Source organism: Paralcaligenes ureilyticus (genome assembly GCF_004346225.1).
Lineage (GTDB): Bacteria > Pseudomonadota > Gammaproteobacteria > Burkholderiales > Burkholderiaceae_B > Paralcaligenes > Paralcaligenes ureilyticus.
This window is the reverse complement of sequence record NZ_SMAJ01000016.1, coordinates 1-16,101: the sequence shown is the minus strand read 5'-3', so window position 1 is coordinate 16,101 and position 16,101 is coordinate 1. Positions and strand designations below refer to the sequence as shown.

General features: G+C 55.2%; 13 protein-coding genes and 3 pseudogenes. 6 read left to right on the top strand and 10 right to left on the bottom strand.

Features of this window, described 5'->3' with window-relative positions:
* Nucleotides 1-24: 24 nt before the first annotated feature.
* Complete coding sequence (locus EDC26_RS16350; protein WP_132584602.1) at nucleotides 25-1,425, bottom strand: NAD(P)/FAD-dependent oxidoreductase; 1,401 nt, start codon at nucleotides 1,423-1,425, stop codon at nucleotides 25-27.
* A 180-nt stretch (nucleotides 1,426-1,605) separates the two neighbouring features.
* Between EDC26_RS16350 and EDC26_RS16345 the strand changes: the two genes are divergently transcribed.
* Together EDC26_RS16345 and EDC26_RS16340 are read left to right on the top strand one after the other, a co-directional pair.
* On the top strand, nucleotides 1,606-2,493 hold the full coding sequence (locus tag EDC26_RS16345; RefSeq protein WP_132584600.1) for a LysR family transcriptional regulator: 888 nt from the start codon (nucleotides 1,606-1,608) through the stop codon (nucleotides 2,491-2,493).
* Between the two features lie 82 nt (nucleotides 2,494-2,575).
* A complete protein-coding gene (locus EDC26_RS16340) occupies nucleotides 2,576-3,508 on the top strand; it encodes a DMT family transporter (protein ID WP_243700950.1) in 933 nt (310 codons plus the stop codon).
* 128 nt (nucleotides 3,509-3,636) lie between these two features.
* Here the strand turns inward: EDC26_RS16340 and EDC26_RS20605 are convergent.
* The 4 genes and pseudogenes from EDC26_RS20605 to EDC26_RS16325 all read right to left on the bottom strand — a co-directional run.
* A pseudogene (locus EDC26_RS20605) lies at nucleotides 3,637-3,774 on the bottom strand (IS630 family transposase); the annotation flags it as partial.
* A gap of 1 nt (nucleotide 3,775) precedes the next feature.
* Nucleotides 3,776-3,907, bottom strand: a pseudogene (locus tag EDC26_RS20600) (IS630 family transposase); the annotation flags it as partial.
* Between the two features lie 186 nt (nucleotides 3,908-4,093).
* A pseudogene (locus EDC26_RS16330) lies at nucleotides 4,094-5,035 on the bottom strand (pyridoxamine 5'-phosphate oxidase family protein); the annotation flags it as partial.
* 3 nt (nucleotides 5,036-5,038) lie between these two features.
* The gene (locus tag EDC26_RS16325; protein WP_132584596.1) at nucleotides 5,039-5,680 is read right to left on the bottom strand and encodes a glutathione S-transferase family protein; all 642 of its coding nucleotides are present in this window, start codon (nucleotides 5,678-5,680) and stop codon (nucleotides 5,039-5,041) included.
* Nucleotides 5,681-5,816: 136 nt separating this feature from the next.
* Here EDC26_RS16325 and EDC26_RS16320 point away from each other — a divergent pair, with 136 nt between their 5' ends.
* A complete protein-coding gene (locus tag EDC26_RS16320) occupies nucleotides 5,817-6,716 on the top strand; it encodes a LysR family transcriptional regulator (RefSeq protein WP_132584594.1) in 900 nt (299 codons plus the stop codon).
* A 40-nt stretch (nucleotides 6,717-6,756) separates the two neighbouring features.
* Here EDC26_RS16320 and trhA read toward each other — a convergent pair whose 3' ends face one another.
* From trhA to fabA, 3 genes are all read right to left on the bottom strand, one after another.
* Nucleotides 6,757-7,374 carry a PAQR family membrane homeostasis protein TrhA gene (gene trhA, locus EDC26_RS16315; RefSeq protein WP_132584592.1) on the bottom strand — a complete coding sequence of 206 codons (618 nt, stop codon included), beginning with the start codon at nucleotides 7,372-7,374 and terminating at the stop codon, nucleotides 6,757-6,759.
* A 139-nt stretch (nucleotides 7,375-7,513) separates the two neighbouring features.
* Nucleotides 7,514-8,731 carry a beta-ketoacyl-ACP synthase I gene (fabB, locus tag EDC26_RS16310; protein WP_132584590.1) on the bottom strand — a complete coding sequence of 406 codons (1,218 nt, stop codon included), beginning with the start codon at nucleotides 8,729-8,731 and terminating at the stop codon, nucleotides 7,514-7,516.
* A 9-nt stretch (nucleotides 8,732-8,740) separates the two neighbouring features.
* Nucleotides 8,741-9,256 carry a 3-hydroxyacyl-[acyl-carrier-protein] dehydratase FabA gene (gene fabA / locus EDC26_RS16305; protein WP_132584588.1) on the bottom strand — a complete coding sequence of 172 codons (516 nt, stop codon included), beginning with the start codon at nucleotides 9,254-9,256 and terminating at the stop codon, nucleotides 8,741-8,743.
* 67 nt (nucleotides 9,257-9,323) lie between these two features.
* On the opposite strand from fabA, the gene EDC26_RS16300 reads away from it, so the two are divergent.
* The gene (locus tag EDC26_RS16300) at nucleotides 9,324-9,641 is read left to right on the top strand and encodes a hypothetical protein (RefSeq protein WP_132584586.1); all 318 of its coding nucleotides are present in this window, start codon (nucleotides 9,324-9,326) and stop codon (nucleotides 9,639-9,641) included.
* A 45-nt stretch (nucleotides 9,642-9,686) separates the two neighbouring features.
* Here the strand turns inward: EDC26_RS16300 and EDC26_RS16295 are convergent, their stop codons facing one another.
* Nucleotides 9,687-10,001, bottom strand: coding sequence for a c-type cytochrome (locus tag EDC26_RS16295; protein WP_132584584.1), 315 nt, complete (start codon nucleotides 9,999-10,001; stop codon nucleotides 9,687-9,689).
* Nucleotides 10,002-10,328: 327 nt separating this feature from the next.
* Here EDC26_RS16295 and hemN point away from each other — a divergent pair, with 327 nt between their 5' ends.
* Together hemN and EDC26_RS16285 are read left to right on the top strand one after the other, a co-directional pair.
* Complete coding sequence (hemN, locus tag EDC26_RS16290) at nucleotides 10,329-11,720, top strand: oxygen-independent coproporphyrinogen III oxidase (RefSeq protein ID WP_132584582.1); 1,392 nt, start codon at nucleotides 10,329-10,331, stop codon at nucleotides 11,718-11,720.
* A gap of 70 nt (nucleotides 11,721-11,790) precedes the next feature.
* Entirely contained in the window at nucleotides 11,791-14,640 is a 2,850-nt protein-coding gene (locus EDC26_RS16285) for an adenosylcobalamin-dependent ribonucleoside-diphosphate reductase (protein WP_132584580.1), read from the top strand.
* Nucleotides 14,641-14,679: 39 nt separating this feature from the next.
* On the opposite strand, the gene EDC26_RS16280 is transcribed toward EDC26_RS16285, so the two are convergent.
* On the bottom strand, nucleotides 14,680-15,891 hold the full coding sequence (locus EDC26_RS16280; protein ID WP_132584578.1) for a cytochrome P450: 1,212 nt from the start codon (nucleotides 15,889-15,891) through the stop codon (nucleotides 14,680-14,682).
* Between the last annotated feature and the right edge of the window lie 210 nt (nucleotides 15,892-16,101).

Here is a 16,101-nt window from a genome sequence, read left to right as displayed (position 1 = left end):
CGGTTAGTTTAGATATTGCTCATATCAGAAGCGGTCAATTCGAAATGGAAAAAGGTCTATGGATGGCTTTTCACCGGACAACAGCTCGGCGATTACGCTACCGGTCATTGGGGCTGCCGTTAACCCTACATGTTGATGCCCGAACGCATAAAACACTGAAGCATGTCTGGATGATCGTCCAATTACCGGCAGGCTGTCGGGAAGCGAGGGGCGGTGGCCCATCCACCGCATGGCGTTGCCACCTTGAATGCCTGGAAACAAACCGGCCAGATGGCTTCTCAGGATTGTGCTGCGTCGGTGGTCAGGAGGCAGAAAGCCGCCAAACTCGACCATTCCTGCGACTCTCAGCCCCATTTCCATTGGGGTTGCAATAACTTTTTGCGAAGGCGAAATAATGGGGTACCGAGGACCCTGCCCTTTAAAGTCGCACAGGGTGACATGATAGCCACGCTCTTGCTGCAAGGGCACAGGCTCTTGGAGGCGAAGAGCAAGCTGCCCCGACCACGCGCCACAAGCAATGACAACCTTTTGGATTGAATGCTGACCGGCCGATGTTTGCAGATGAGCCGGCTTGCCGTTTTCCATGGCAATATCCTGTACATCCGCACGCAAGAATTGGCCGCCGTCGCGTATGAATTCTTTGAAGAGAAGCTGGGTCAAGCGTTGAGGGTTCAGCGTAAATCCGCAATTCTCCAGTGCGACGGCAAATCGATACCGTTCGGCAAGCGAAGGTTCCATGTCGCGAAGCTCACTGTTGTTAAGCAAACTCCACCGTACGCCATGTCGCTCACGCACGCCCCATACCAGCCGGTCCTTCTCATAAGCGTACTGATCTTCGTAAACGCATAGTACTGGCGAGACTTTGATCAGCGACTCTGCGGCGGTGTCACGCGTTAAGGCTTTATAGCCTGACACTGTGCTCCCTAATAACGCCTCCAAGGCAGCCGCTATCCGTTCAACTGCTCCAGGTTCGCTTGCGCGCCAAAAGCGCCATAGCCATGGGACCATATTGAAAAGATGCTGCCGTCGTATCGACAGTGGACCCGTTGGATCAAACAGCATGCCCGGCACTTTTTTCAATATTCCCGGCAAGGATAGGGGCGCTACACCGTATGCGGCGAGTATGCCGGCATTGCCACGCGAGCAGCCTTCAGCGGGCTCATCTCTGTCTACAAGGGTGACGCGATAGCCTCTATTCTGTAACTGCCGTGCAATGACAACGCCTATTATGCCGGCGCCGATGATCGTTGTTTTGGAACCCGGCGATACGGTAACGGCATTCATGCCCAGCGACCCGCTTGAAAGGGCAAGTCCCATGACGGCGGCACCCGAAATAGTCCTGCTGAATAAAAGCGGCTGATCGTCAAATTCTTCTTTCGTAAAGCCATTATTGGCTCTCCCCTGAGAGGCTTTTAAGCACATCATCACGTCTGAACCGCAGTATGCGGTTGGTGTGGGTAAAAAACAAATAAGATAAATCGACAATGCTATAAAGGAATTTTATAGTCACTGCTACCCGCCTGTTTGCGGCAAGCCGGAAACTAAAAAAATGTCGATTTCTGGGGTAATCACCTACGAAAGGCGCATATCCAAAATGGGGAAATTATGAACATTCGGCAGCTTCAAGCGTTACGAGCCGTGGTGGAAAGTCAAACGACTACGCAAGCGGCGGAAATACTTGGTGTAACGCAACCGGCGATCAGCACCCTGATTGCCGGATTGGAAAAGAGTCTTAACATTAAACTTTTCGAGCGCTCCAGAGGACGCCTGTGGCCGACACCAGAAGCGTTTCGGCTTGCTGATGAAGCGGACAAGGTCATTGCTGGTTTCGGCCGGATGGAGCAAAGGGCACGCAAACTAAACGAGCTCAAAAGCGGAGAGTTACGGGTGGCTTCTCTACCCGGGCCGGGCTTGCAATTTATTCCTCGCCTATTGGCTCAGTTCCTGGCCGATAAGCCGGAAGTCACCGTGCATTTACAGGTCCGATCCTCGTCCGAAATTAAGGAATGGGTCGCCTCACAATACCTGGATTTAGGTTTGGCAGACCTGCCAATTGATAATCCTGCGATTCATTACGAAATTGTGACAATGCGGTGTGTTTGTGTTGTTCCGGCCGGCCACTTCCTTGCTGGCAAGCCGCTTCTCACCCCGAAGGATCTGGATAATGTGCCATTTATCGTTCTAGAGCCGGGACACATGACTCACACCCGCCTTGCCGCGGCATTTCTTGATTGCGACGCCAGGCTCAACGTGCGCGTCAGCGTGCAGCTTTTCGCTCCGGCATGTGAGCTTGTGGCCAATGGCGCTGGTGTTTCGCTTGTGGATCCAATCACAGCACAAGCCCACAAGCCGGACAGGCTTGTATCCATTCCTTTTGAACCTGTCATACCGTTCTCTATCGCCCTTATGACGCCCATCGGCAAGCCCCTATCATTGTTGACGCAGAGCTTTTTGGAATCTCTTAAAAAGGGCTTTTCCCCTTATATCATCTGATGCGTACACGAATAGCCTGCGTGATCAACAATGAAAAAGACGGATTGACGCGGTATATTGTTGGCACAATTTGGGGTGGGGCTTGGGTGGTTTACTCAGACTCCGATGCGGAGAAATTGCCATCTATAAAGCCTATGTTCTTCTGGCGTTGACAACATTTTTCTGGGCGGGCAATTCGATTGCCGGCAAGTTGGCGGTCGGCCATGCTTCGCCGATGGTCCTTGTCACTGCCCGCTGGGCGAGCGTGATGGTGGTGCTGTATTTGTTCAAGAGAGGACAGATTGCCGCCGATTGGCAGGCGATCCGGCCACGACTGTGCTATCTCCTGTTGCTGGGGGCACTTGGTTTCACCGTCTTCAGCGTGGCGCTTTATTACGCGCTTGTGTACACCACCGCAATCAACGCCAGCATTTTGCAAGGAGGCATGCCGCTTTTCGTATTTGCCGCGAGCTTCATTTTCTTTTCCAGCCGTGTAAGCCTGGAGCAGGCGATCGGTTTTGTGTTCTCTTTCGTAGGCGTTATTGTCATCGCAATGCGTGGCGAGTTGACCAATCTGATTGATCTCGACATCAATTTCGGCGATGCGCTAATGCTTGTCGCCATCATCGCGTATGGTATCTACACTGCCGCACTACGCAGTAAGCCTCAGATGCACTGGGCGAGCTTGATGTTCACCTTGTGCCTGGGAGCCACTTTGGCGTCCCTTCCCATGTTGGCTTTCGAGGCGGCTCAGGGTGGGACCATCCTGCCGGATATGCGAGGCGGCGTGGTAATTGCCTATATCGTCATCTTCCCATCTCTTATAGCCCAAGCCTTTTATATCCGGGCAGTGGAACTGATTGGCGCGAACCGAGCCGGCCTATTCATCAACTTGCTGCCTGTTTGGGGAGCAGTCCTGGCGGTTGCTATCCTCGGAGAGGAGTTTCACCTTTATCACGCGGTAGCTTTGATGTTGATCCTGGCGGGAATTAGTCTGGCCGAATATGGTGGGCGGAAGCCAAGTGGACGAAGGTAATTAAACACAGCGACGTATCAAGGAAATCTGAAATTCACTGTGCCGCTGACAGCGATTACGGCGGCTGTGGTGGGTGTGATTCTGAATCTGGCCGCGTTTTTTGCGTACCACGTCCTTTGGACTGCGAACTAGTGTAGTGCTTCGTTATTTTTTGAACCAAGATGCCGATTGGCACGGATGACCTTTTGCAGGATGTCGTTGGCCTTGGCGGTCCAGACGAAGGGCTTTGGATGGTTGTTGTGCAAGGCGATGTACTCCTCAATAGCTGCGGTCAATCTGGCGCAGGAACCTCAACCACTCGATGTGGCGGTGGTGGTGCTGGGATTGAGCGATGACCTGGCCATCGAGCACGTTGAGCGCGGCAAACAGCGTGGTGGTGCCGTGGCGGTTGATCCCGTGAATCACGAAGTCTATTTCCCGCTGAAGAACAGCGGCCACCGGCCTGTCTTGCGGGTAATGCGCCCGGTTTTCCAATGATAGCGCGCAGGCGATACCTAGTGATTTTGCGTACACCGTTGCACCTGGCAGGTGAATTCTCCCGTGCTTTCCCGTTTGTTGTGGGGGCTAGATCCATACGCCCGTGTACGCGAGTTCATGTGCGTATTGAGGGGGCGTCCAGCGGATCGGCAGGGCCTTGATGCGGCGGCGCACCGTCTTCAAATGGAAGCGCAGCAGCCGTTGGGCGCCGGTGAACGCCGCGATGTCCGGATCGTCCCAGACGATTTCGGCGCGGGCGGCCAGGTACAGCAGATCCCCTGAATCGAAATCGATGAAGAGCAGGCCGGCGCGGGGATTGCATGTCAGGTTGCCGATGGTGTTGAAGAAGGAATTTCCGGTGAAGTCCGGTATGGTCAGCGTTTGGGTGTCGTCGATGCGAACAAAACCGGGCCTGCCGCCTTTGTGAGAGACGTCGGCGCCGCGCGCCGCGCGCGCGCCTGGATCGAGATTTGCGCTGGCAATGAAAAAGGTGTCTGCGCGGCTTATAAGACGACGGTCGGCATCGCTCAGCCGATTGGCGTCAGGCACCGCAGAGGAAGCGGCGTCGCCGCCTTCAATCAGTTCGGGTATCCGCCGTTGTATGTATTTGTTGCAGTTTCCAAAGCTTTGGCTGACGGCGAGTGTTACGCGCTGATCGTCGGCGGCGGTAATCGTTCCGTTTACGCGATTGCGGCGGCGCGTATCGAACTGAATGCCCAGCGCCCCCACAAAATCCCCAGGGCGAAGAGCGCCTGACGGATCGTTTGGCAGCGCCCGGCCTGCCATATGCAGCGTATGGGCATCGGAAGACGTAATGAAGCCGGGCTGGCCGACCCGTATCGTTGCCCACGGCTGCCCGTCCTCATCTAAACTGCCGATCAGCAGAAATGGCAGCTCGCTGAAAAATGCGCGATGCTGGTCCGGCATATAGTCGCGAATGCCGGCCCTGCGTACCCTCGCGTCGAGCGCCGCGCGTACGCCAAGGCGATCCTGGGCCGCCAGTTCGCCCGTGTGGAAAGGCGATTCGGGTAGCGTCCAGCCGGGTATCATGGTTTATTCCGCAAGCAAACCCACCTTGCTGGCGGGTATTGGTACAAAGCGCGGCAACGCTTCAATTCGCTTCAGCCACGCGCGCACGCTGGGATAAGGTTCAAGCGAGACGCCGCCCTCCGGCGCGCAGGCGATGTAGGCATAGGCGGCCACATCGGCCAGGGTTGGTGCGCCTCCAAGGGCAAACCGCGTGTCGCGCAGCGCCGCGTCCAGCACCTTGAAAAGCCCTGTTGCGGTGGCCTTGGCCTGTTCGTGATTGTGCGGAGCGCCAAACAGGGTGACCAGGCGTGCGAAGCCGGGGCCTCTCAGTATTTCGCCGGTTGCGAGGGAGAACCAGCGCTGCACGCCTGCCGCGCCCAGCGGATCTCTTGGCAGCCAGGTGCCGTCATCGTATTTCGATGCCAGGTAAACGAGAATGGCGTTCGAGTCGTAAAGAATCGTATTGCCGTCTTCGATGACCGGGACCTGGCCGAACGGATTTTTCGCCAGAAATTCCGGCCGCTTGTGTTCACCGGCCTTCAAATCCACTTCGATCATTTCAAATGGCAACTCCAGCAGGTTCAGGAGCAGCAGCACACGGTGTGTGTGCCCGGACAGCGCGGCCCCATACAGCCGTATGGGTTGGGCGGGTTTTGTTGTAGCCATTGAGCTTCCTTCAAAGTGTCGAACAGCAGTCCATCAAATTCGTGCAAAGGATCGTGCTCGTACGATAGCGCTGTATCGGCGCGAAGAAAAGATGGATAATTAGACAATTACAATCCACTTATAGTGAACAATAAAGATGAGCAACCTGGGAGCAATCAACCTCAACCGGCTCTTTGTGTTCGTTGCTGTGGTAGAGAAAGGGTCGTTGACTGCGGCGGCTCAGAAGCTGGGCATCGCGAAAACCATGGTTAGCACGCATATGCAGCGGCTCGAAGCAGAGCTGGGCGTAAGCCTGCTCATCAGAACCACGCGAAAGATCACCGTCACCGAAGCCGGACAGGCATTTTATGCGGCGAGCTGCCGGGCGCTGCACGATATTGACGATGCCGTGGCACAGGCCAGCGATGGCACGACCCTGCCCCAGGGAACCTTGCGTGTTACGGCGCCTGTCGACTATGGCGCAGACGTTATTACGCCGCTGCTGATCTCCCTTCAGCAACGTTATCCCGCATTGCGGATCGAGTTGCTGTGTGCGGACCGGCGCGTCGACCTGATAGCGGAGGGTATAGACGTGGCCGTCCGACTAGGCCGGATGGCCGACTCGACCCACAGGGCGGTCAGGCTTGGGGGCTATACCAAATGGCTGGTCGCCAGTCCGCGGTTCCTTGAACGCCACGGGGTTCCGCAAACGCTGGCGGATCTCGGCGCCTTCCCGTTCATCTCGCTGTCGGTGCTGGCGCAGCCGCTGCTTTTTCACTTCGGAGGCCCCAGGAAGCAAAAGCAGAGTGTGCGCTTCAACGAAGCGTTCTCGACCAACACGGCCCATGCGTGCAGAGCGGCTGCATTGGCGGGAGGCGGACTTGCCATGCTGACCGATTTTTCCATCAGCGCAGATGTTGCCGCAGGGCGGCTGGTTCGTGTCTTCCCGAAGTGGGCCTCGCCCGGGTCCGATATTCATGCCATCTTCCCGACGACGCGCTACGTCCCATCCAAGGTTAGGGTGTTCATCGATGAAATAAAGGCTCGTAAGGAATAGCGCCCGCTAGGTCTCGCCATCAACCCTTCTATATTTCCAATCAATCAACGTAGAGTAGAACAGCAGAAAAATGACATGCGCTGCCGGCTAGGACGAACAAGTGCCATGCACCGTGGCCCCACCAAAGCCTTTTGTCGTTGGCATAGAAGATGATGCCTACGGTATAAAACAAGCCTCCTGCGATTAGCCATGAAAGGCCTGCCCAAGTCAATGCGTGCACAAACGGACCAATCGCGATTACCGCCAGCCAGCCCATCGCCAGATAAATTACTAATGAGCTGATTCTCTTACCCTTGGCCAGGCAGATTTCCTGTACGACACCCACAACAGCCAGAGTCCAAACAGCGCCAAATAGTGGCCATCCCCATGTGCCGCGTAAACTTACTAGAACGAACGGCGTGTAGCTGCCCGCGATCAACAGATAAATTGTGCAGTGATCAAACTTGCGCCAGATGCGTTTAGCGCGCCCACGCAGGCTGTGATACAACGTGGACGCTATATACATGACCAGCAGCATCGCGCCGTAAATACTGAAGCTCACAATTTTCCATGGATCACCGGCGCGGGAAGCCGATATGATCAACCACACCGTTGCAGCCGCCGCCAAAGCCGCACCGACCAAATGGCTGATGCTGTTGAACCGCTCGCCGTAATACATTTTCTATCTCCAGTTCGGGTCATTCCTTGCCGAGAAACACGATCGCGATGTATTTCGCGCACCTGGTTGGTCGTGAAATACTCCGATCCGCTAGAGTCTTGCCCTCGATCGCCTGGTTCACACGGTCTGGCTACTCGAGCTAGTTGTAGCGCTGGAAAATCAAAGTGGCATTGGTTCCGCCAAAACCGAAGCTATTCGACATGACGGTATTTAATATAACGTCATCACGGCGCTGCCGAATAATGGGTACGCCTTGAGCGTCTGGATCGAGCTGCTCGATATTGTGCGAAGGGCATAGAAAATTGCCTTTCATCATCAATAACGAATAGATCGCCTCATGCACGCCTGCCGCGCCCAATGCATGACCCGTTAGCGCCTTGGTGGAGCTGACCGCCGGCACACTATCTTGCCCAAACACAGTTCGTAAAGCCTCCAGTTCCTTTGTATCGCCAATCGGCGTGCTTGTACCGTGAGCGTTGATGTAGTCTATCTTGGCGCTTACCGTTGCCATTGCCTGCTGCATGCAGCGAGCCGCCCCTTCGCCCGAAGGTTGAACCATGTCATAGCCATCAGAGGTCGCTCCGTAGCCCGCGAGCTCGGCAATAATCGTCGCGCCGCGCGCCTTGGCGTGTTCGAGTTCTTCAAGCACCAGAACACCGCCACCCGAAGCGATGACGAACCCGTCACGCGTGACATCGTAAGGTCTTGAGGCAGTGCGGGGGGTGTCGTTGTATTTGGAGGACAGCGCACCCATCGCATCAAACAACAACGACAGAGTCCAATGCTCTCCCTCACTCCCGCCTGCGAAAACAATGTCCTGCTTTCCCATCTGGATCAGTTCCATGGCATGCCCGATACAGTGCGCGCTGGTCGCGCAGGCCGACGTAATTGAGTAACTGGCCCCTTTGATTTTAAAGGGCGTGGCCAAACAAGCTGTCGTAGTACTCGACATCGTCCTGGGTACCCGATACGGGCCTATCTGCTTTATTCCCCGTTCACGCAAAATATCTGCCGCTTGAACAATATCAAGGGTCGAAGGACCCCCCGAGCCCATCACCAGGCCGGTTCTAACGTTTGATACGTCGTATTCCTCCAGGCCGGCATCATTGATCGCCTGCTGCATGGCAACGTAACAAAGGGCCGACACATCACCCATAAACCGCTTGACCCTGCGATCAATAAGTGGCTCGAGATCGATATTGACGGCCCCACATACTTGGCTGCGGAAACCTAGGTCCTTGTATGTCTGAGAAAAAACGATTCCAGACCGGCCTTCTTTCAACGAAGCTGTAACCTCCAGCTGATTATTGCCGATACTCGAAACGATCCCTAAGCCGGTCACTACGACTCTTTTCATGAAATAGCCTTAAATGCCTTTAGTGGAAGTAAACAAGCCGACGCGCAAATCAGCCGCCTTATAAATAACGATGCCATCTGCTTGCATATCCGCATCGGCAATACCCATAATTAGCCTACCCGTGACCACGCGTTTGGGGCTGATACGATAGGTGATTCTTTTAGTAGCTGGTACCACTTGCCCGGAAAATTTGACCTCGCCTACCCCTAAGGCACGCCCCTTGCCCGGGTTGCCCAGCCAGCATAGATAGAAGCCCAACAGTTGCCACATGGCATCCAGGCCTAGGCAACCAGGCATAACAGGGTCACCCAGGAAATGGCACTTGAAGAACCACAAATCCTGGTTGATGTCGAGCTCCGCAATAACTTCACCCTTGTCGTGGGCGCCACCATTTTTCGACATATGAGTGATTCGATCCAGCATCAGCATTGGTGGTGCTGGCAATTGCGCATTCTCGGGCCCGAAGAGCTCGCCTCGGCTGGATTTCAAGAGGTCTTCATTGGTGAAACTGGTCTGATTGCTCATGGTATGTGAATCACTTATAGCCCGGTGGTTGATCGCTATAAGTACATCACAGAAATAATTGGTTTCCTTGCGTCAAATCAAGTTGACTTCAATCTTGTGCAGCGCACGATCAATCATTTTTAATGAAGGGGGAAGTAGCGATGTTTATCCGCGCAATTTGCCGACGGTTCGCGCGCGGCTGGTTACCGTCAGTGAGCTCGCGCCGGTGGTTAATGCCGCCGAGATTTTAAGTGGAAAGCACTTCAGCTTGGTGGTCGTGTACGACCTTGAAGGGCTGATGAATGGACGGGGCGGGGTGGAGTCCCACGATGTCTTCGGGCAGGCTCTGTGTGGTCGGATCCACCCGACGTGCCGGATCGACCGTATCGCAACACCTTCTCATTAACTTCGGACCCACAGGCTAAAAGCGCAGACCGCCAAGCATAGTGGATTACGGTTTCAAATTCGAAAGATATGCCGCAATATTGGCGATATCGGTGTCCGATAGATTTTTCGCCATGGGCTGCATGATCGGGTTCTGGCGACTCCCGTCGCGAAAAGCCTTGAGCTGTTGGACCAGATATTGCTCTTTTTGGTCGACAAGGTTGGGATAAATAGGTGCAATCGACACCCCTGTGGCTCCGTGACATGCGGCACAGGTGGTTTCATATAGCTTCTGACCCACGGCCGGGTCAGCCGCATTTGCAGCCGCTGCGCACAGGACGCCGGCGACCATGGTATTGACGAGAAGCGTAGCTTTTAACATAGTGCGAGGCTCCGATATCTTCGATTTCTTTGTTGCCATGGAATGACGCCGCGCCTAGCGGGTCATGGGTTTTGGCTTGTACAACGCCGACCACAGCGCGAAGGTTGGAACAAGTACACCGACCCAGAGACCGGCCCAGAACACCAAGTTCGGCAAAGTCGCCAGCGGCAACAACGACAGGACTCCGAGTGCAATCGCGCATGGCGCCAACGTCTGTCTTAAAATCGCATCAGGCAGCCTATCGCGTAACGCCGACTTGATCAGGATCAAGCATTTTCCAGGATTCCGGCTTGACAATATCAACGTGTCTATTGGGTTGTCTAGTTTATGAATACGCCATCGTCAGGCATCGAAATTTCCGAACAACTTATTCGTCGGTTTGATAGGCCAGGCCCGAGGTATACCTCGTATCCGACGGCCGACCGGTTTATGGCCGGGTTTACCAACGAATCTTATATTCGATGCCTGCAACAGCGCGCCGCCCGGGATCGAAATCCTCCCCTGTCAATTTACGTGCACTTGCCGTTTTGCGAAAAGCTCTGCTATTTTTGCGCATGTAATAAGGTCATTACTCATGATCATGGCCGGTCGGCCGAATATGTGCGCTACCTGGACAAAGAGATGGCGCTGGTAGCCCTGCATATGGGCTCTGACCGACGCGTGGCCCAATTGCATTTGGGCGGCGGCACGCCCACTTTTTTAAGCGATGCCGAACTGCAATGGCTAATAGACGCGCTGCGCCGCCGGTTTGATTTTTTGCCGGATGCGGAACTGAGCATTGAGATAGATCCGCGTACGGTCAACGCCAACACAATGGCGATGCTGGCTGGCTTGGGTTTTAACCGTACCAGTTTTGGGGTACAGGATTTCGATCTCAATGTACAGCTAGCGGTCAATCGGGTTCAACCCCTGGAGATGGTTGAAGCCGCCATCGGCGCTAGTCGGAGCGCGGGCTTTATATCAGTCAATATTGACCTGATATATGGCTTGCCCAAGCAGTCTCTGGATAGTTTCAATCGCACCCTTGATCAGGTCATTCGCCTCTCGCCGGATCGCATTGCGCTATATAACTATGCCCATTTGCCGGGCCGCTTCAAGGCGCAGCGTCTGATTCATGAGAGCGATCTACCTTCCGCTGAAGAGCGTCTGCAGATATTCCTATTGTCCACAAGCAGGCTATTAGAGGCGGGCTTTGTGTATATTGGCCTTGACCATTTTGCCAAGCCGGACGACGAATTGAATAAAGCTCGCCTAAGCCAGAGCTTGCACCGGAATTTTCAGGGGTATACCACCCGGGCGGAATGCGACCTTCTTGGCCTGGGCGTTTCGGCTATAGGCAAGGTGGGTAATTCCTATAGTCAATCCGTACGGTCGATTAACGATTACTACCGTCGTCTGGATAAAGGTCAATTGGCGATTGCAGGGGGCATTGAACTGACATTGGACGATCAGTTGCGGCGGCAAGTGATTATGAAACTGATGTGCAGTGGCCCGGTATGTTTCGAATCCATCAATCGTCTTTATGGCGTGGATTTCAGACATTATTTTGCGCACGAGATATCTTTGTTGGAGCCCTATCAAGACGCAGGGCTGGTTGAAGTGGATGGGGCGGGTATTAAAGTAACCGCTAAAGGCCGCTTGTTTGTACGCGCTGTTGGCATGTTGTTCGACGCCTATATTGGCCGGCCGACCGTGTCAAATTACTCTAAATTAATTTAGCTCTCATTGTGCATCTATCACGAAGGCGGGGCGATATGGTGCGTGGGAATGACTGGCAAAAAAGGGTGTTATGCATCAATTAAAACGCGATCTGATTGCCTTGACCGAGCCTCAGGAAATATCGGAAGATGTTCTTTTGGAAAAATACGCTAAAGAAGGTGAGACCCGCCTCGAGCAGATTCGGGCGCGCGTCGCGAAGGCCCTGGCCAGCGTTGAGTCGGCCCAAAATCAAGAAAAATTCATGGGCGAATTCTTATGGGCTATGCAGCATGGGTTTATTCCCGCCGGCCGTATAAGTAGTGCGGCAGGCGTTGGCTTGGAAACGACCCTCATCAATTGTTTCGTTCAACCGGTCGGCGACTCGGTCTCTGAAACCATTGGCGGCAAGCCCGGTATTTATATTGCTCTGGCGCAGGCCGCTGAAACTATGCGCCGTGGAGGAGGAGTGGGTTATAACTTTTCGGCGATCAGGCCGAAAGGGGCTAAAGTCAAGGGGACCGGCAGCAGTGCGTCGGGGCCGATTTCGTACATGAAAGTGTTCGACCAGTCTTGCGAGACTGTAGAGTCTGCGGGAGCTCGCCGGGGTGCCCAAATGGCGGTGGTCGGCATCGATCATCCCGACATTTGCGAGTTTATTGCCGCCAAGCAAGAAAAAGGACAATTGAATAATTTCAACGTGTCCGTAGGCGTAACAGACGCGTTCATGCGCGCCCTGGAGGCGGATGAAAGCGTTGAATTGGCTCATGTGGCCGAGCCCAACGATGACCTTATCCGCGCGGGCGCTTTTCTTCGCAACGATGGCAAATGGGTATATCGCACGATGCCGGCTCGCGAAGTTTGGGATCTGATCATGAAAAGCACCTACGCGGCGGCGGAGCCGGGCGTGCTATATATGGACCATATCAATCGCGACAATAACTTGTCTTATTGCGAGACCATTGACGCTACCAATCCATGCGGCGAGCAGCCCTTGCCCGATTACGGCTGTTGTTGCCTTGGCAGTTTAAATTTGACATTGTGCGTGATTGGGCCGTTTACGGACGACGCCCGCTTCGATTTCGAATTGCTGACGCGCGTAATCGGGATTGCCGTGCGCATGCTGGATAACGTCCTGACTGTAACCCGATGGCCGCTGGAAGCCCAATCGCGTGAAGCTGCCGCCAAGCGGCGTATTGGCTTGGGGTTTACGGGGCTGGGCGACGCCTTGATTATGATGGGTATACGCTATGACTCGCAAGCAGGTCGTGATCTGGCGGCCCGGATTGCAAGTGAATTGCGCGATAGTGCGTATTGGGCATCGGTCGATTTGGCGAGCGAGCGCGGGCCGTTCCCCTCATTGGATATCGAAAAATACTTACAGGGCGGCTTTGCGTCCCGGTTGCCCGACCCGTTGAAAGAAGCGATTCGAACCCATGGGATTCGCAACTCGCATTTGACCTCGATCGCACCGACAGGCACCATTTCGCTCGCATTTGCCGATAATGCGTCCAATGGCATTGAGCCTGCCTTTGCCTGGTTCTATCATCGCCTCAAGCGAATGCCGGATGGCAGAAAAAAGGATTATCTAGTCGAAGATCACGCCTATCGTGTCTATCGCGCCATGGGGTTCGACGTGAGCACACTGCCGCCGGCTTTTGTGTCGGCGCTGCAGATATCGGCAGTCGACCATATGCTGATGGTGGCGGCCGTCGCGCCCTATGTCGATGCGGCAATTTCAAAGACTGTTAATGTTCCTGAGGACTACCCGTACGATGATTTCAAAGATCTTTATATGCTGGCATGGCGCAAAGGGCTCAAAGGCGTCACCACGTACCGGCCTAATAATATAGTCGGTGCCGTGCTGTCTGTGGGCTCTGCGCCCGACGGTAGCACGCCTCAGCCTATTACCTTGTCCGAACAGGATAAGCGGCTGGTGCTGGCGGAGGTTGCCATGTCGCCGCCGCTCGCTTCGCTTCGCTGGCCGTCACGTCCCGTTCTGCCCGCTGGCGCATCGGGTTGGGTTAGCGAGACCATACGCACGCCGCAAGGTGATTTTGCTGTCGCGGTGTCCGACCAGGGAGCGATTCCGTTCGAGGTTTGGGTGCTGGGCGGGCAGCCGCCGCGTGGTCTGGATGCTATTGCCAAAACCCTCTCTGCGGATATGCGTGCCAATGATCGCGGTTGGTTGCGTAAGAAATTATCCGTACTCACCCATGCCTACGGCGATGCGTTTCAGATGCCAATGCCACCTGATGGGACTCTGGCCATGGTTCCGAGTGCTACGGCGGCTTTGGCCAAACTGGTGGAGTGGCGGTACAGCCAGCTTGGCGCATTGGATTCATGTGTTGGCGATGCAACACCGGTGCTCAATGCCTTGTTTGCGCTGCATGAGCCCAAGGCGGGCCCCGATGGTACGTTGGCGTGGGTCACCGATATTCGCAATCCGGCTACGGATGATGATTTCGTGCTGATGCTTAAAGAGCTGCAAATGCCCGACGGTAGCCGGCGCCCCTACAGCATGTGGTTGACAGGCGGCCAGCCGCGCGCACTTGACGGTTTGTGCAAACTGCTTAGCCTTGATATGCGCGTGATTGATCCCGCCTGGATTGCCATGAAGCTGCGCAAGCTTCTAAATTATGCTGAGCCGCGCGGTGATTTCCTGGCGCGTGTTCCGGGTTCCGAGAGACAAGCCAATTATCCGTCTACCGTGGCTTATATTGCGCAATTGGCCATTCATCGGTATTCGATGCTTGGTATCCTGACCGATAAAGGCTTGCCCATTAATGCGATGGGGGTGGTGGCCCGAGAACCTGCTTCTTCAGGCAGGAATGATCAAATTGCCAAGGGCAAATTGTGTATTGAGTGCGGCAATATGACCGTACGCCGTCAAGACGGGTGTGATTTTTGCACAGCGTGTGGCGCCATCGGAAGTTGTGGTTAGCGCGATAACCGGCTCGCTCGACCGCCAAGCAATATAGCGTTAGGCACATCGGAGCTGCAGGCGAGGCTGAGCCGGCGCAGCGGTGGTCGGCTTTGGTAGCCTGCGCGTGATATGCAAAGGCACCGTGCAATAGCCGCTGGAAGGATAGGTGTCGGCGCTGGGCGGCCTTCCGGGGATCCGGGCGATGCCAATCGTTTGTGACAGCAAAGTCTCGATAATGGCCCGAAGTTCCAGTCGTGCGAGGGGTGCGCCGGGACAGGCATGGATGCCTGCGCCGTAGAGCAGGTTCAGCGCTGGGTCTCGATCCAAGCGAAACTCGTCCGGGTCACCGAATACGGCTTCGTCGCGATTGGCTGAGGCCCAGATAACGCTCAGGCGATCACCCGCCTGTAAGGTTTCGGTTCCCAGACATACCGGCCGCGTGGCCCTGCGACGGTTTGAGATAAGGGGTGCGTGGATCCGCAGGATTTCGTCGTTGGCCGCGCCGATCAGGCTGGGTTGGTCACGCAGGTCCTGCTGCAACTGAGGGTGGGTCGCGAGGTAGTCTGCGATGATACCGACGCTCGACGCCATGGTGCCCAGCTCGCCCACGGTCCAGTTACGCAGGATATTGACGATTTCTGCCTCGGTGAGCGGGCGGCCGCCGACGGTCTCGCGCATCAGCCGGGTCGTGGCGTCGTCTGGCGCCTCATCGCCCGCCTCGCGGCGGGAGGTAAGCAGGGTGCGTATGGTTTCGTCGAATTCCGCAGCGACAGCCGCTAGATCGTCATGATCACCTGATAGGACCGCCGCGTTTTTGTGGCGTACCCATTGATGCAAGGGCTGATGCATAGTGTCAGGCCACCCCAGGAAGGCACATTGCATTTGCAGGGAAAAGGGGTGGGCAAGTGCGGACATGAGCTCGATTTCATCATCCATTGGTAGCTGCATTACCAACTTCTCGCATAGGGCCTCACAGAGGGGAGCGAATTGCGCCATTCGCATGGCATCGAAATAGGGCTCGATGATGCTGCGGTACAGGCCGTGCTCGGGGGGATCCATGCTGTTGGGGACCGAGACGCGGCGGGAGGCCTGGTTGCTGAATGTTTCCGGGTCCATGAGGACGCGCATGACGTCTGCGTGACGAAGGACCGAGAGCTGCAAGGCGTCGCTATGGGCGAACGGGCAGCGCTGGCGCATAACGTCGTATGCGCCGATGGGGTCGGTTTGCATGTCGGGTGATCGGGGATCCCAGTCCGCGACGGTATTCATGCGTGTCCTTGATTCATGGGACGACAGGAGGGAAGGCCCATACTTTGAATTACTATAATATAAGGGTTTCTACTTATTATAAAAGACCTTTTCATTGGGAAGGGAATCCCTGCTTCGCTTGTATAGTTTCTTTAAGCGGTTTTGTTTGGTTTTTTATCTGGTTTTTTCAAGCACCTTTTAGTGGGACACTAAAAGGTGCTGGGGTGGAGA

Excerpts from the sequence above, each read along its gene's own strand:
- EDC26_RS16345 (WP_132584600.1), top strand. The coding sequence starts at position 1,606 with ATGAACATTCGGCAGCTTCAAGCGTTACGAGCCGTGGTGGAAAGTCAA.
- EDC26_RS16325 (WP_132584596.1), bottom strand. The coding sequence starts at position 5,680 with ATGGCTACAACAAAACCCGCCCAACCCATACGGCTGTATGGGGCCGCG.
- trhA (WP_132584592.1), bottom strand. The coding sequence starts at position 7,374 with ATGTATTACGGCGAGCGGTTCAACAGCATCAGCCATTTGGTCGGTGCG.
- EDC26_RS16280 (WP_132584578.1), bottom strand. The coding sequence starts at position 15,891 with ATGAATACCGTCGCGGACTGGGATCCCCGATCACCCGACATGCAAACC.
- EDC26_RS16350 (WP_132584602.1), bottom strand. The coding sequence starts at position 1,425 with ATGATGTGCTTAAAAGCCTCTCAGGGGAGAGCCAATAATGGCTTTACG.
- fabA (WP_132584588.1), bottom strand. The coding sequence starts at position 9,256 with ATGAGCAATCAGACCAGTTTCACCAATGAAGACCTCTTGAAATCCAGC.
- EDC26_RS16320 (WP_132584594.1), top strand. The coding sequence starts at position 5,817 with ATGAGCAACCTGGGAGCAATCAACCTCAACCGGCTCTTTGTGTTCGTT.
- EDC26_RS16285 (WP_132584580.1), top strand. The coding sequence starts at position 11,791 with ATGCATCAATTAAAACGCGATCTGATTGCCTTGACCGAGCCTCAGGAA.
- fabB (WP_132584590.1), bottom strand. The coding sequence starts at position 8,731 with ATGAAAAGAGTCGTAGTGACCGGCTTAGGGATCGTTTCGAGTATCGGC.
- hemN (WP_132584582.1), top strand. The coding sequence starts at position 10,329 with ATGAATACGCCATCGTCAGGCATCGAAATTTCCGAACAACTTATTCGT.
- EDC26_RS16295 (WP_132584584.1), bottom strand. The coding sequence starts at position 10,001 with ATGTTAAAAGCTACGCTTCTCGTCAATACCATGGTCGCCGGCGTCCTG.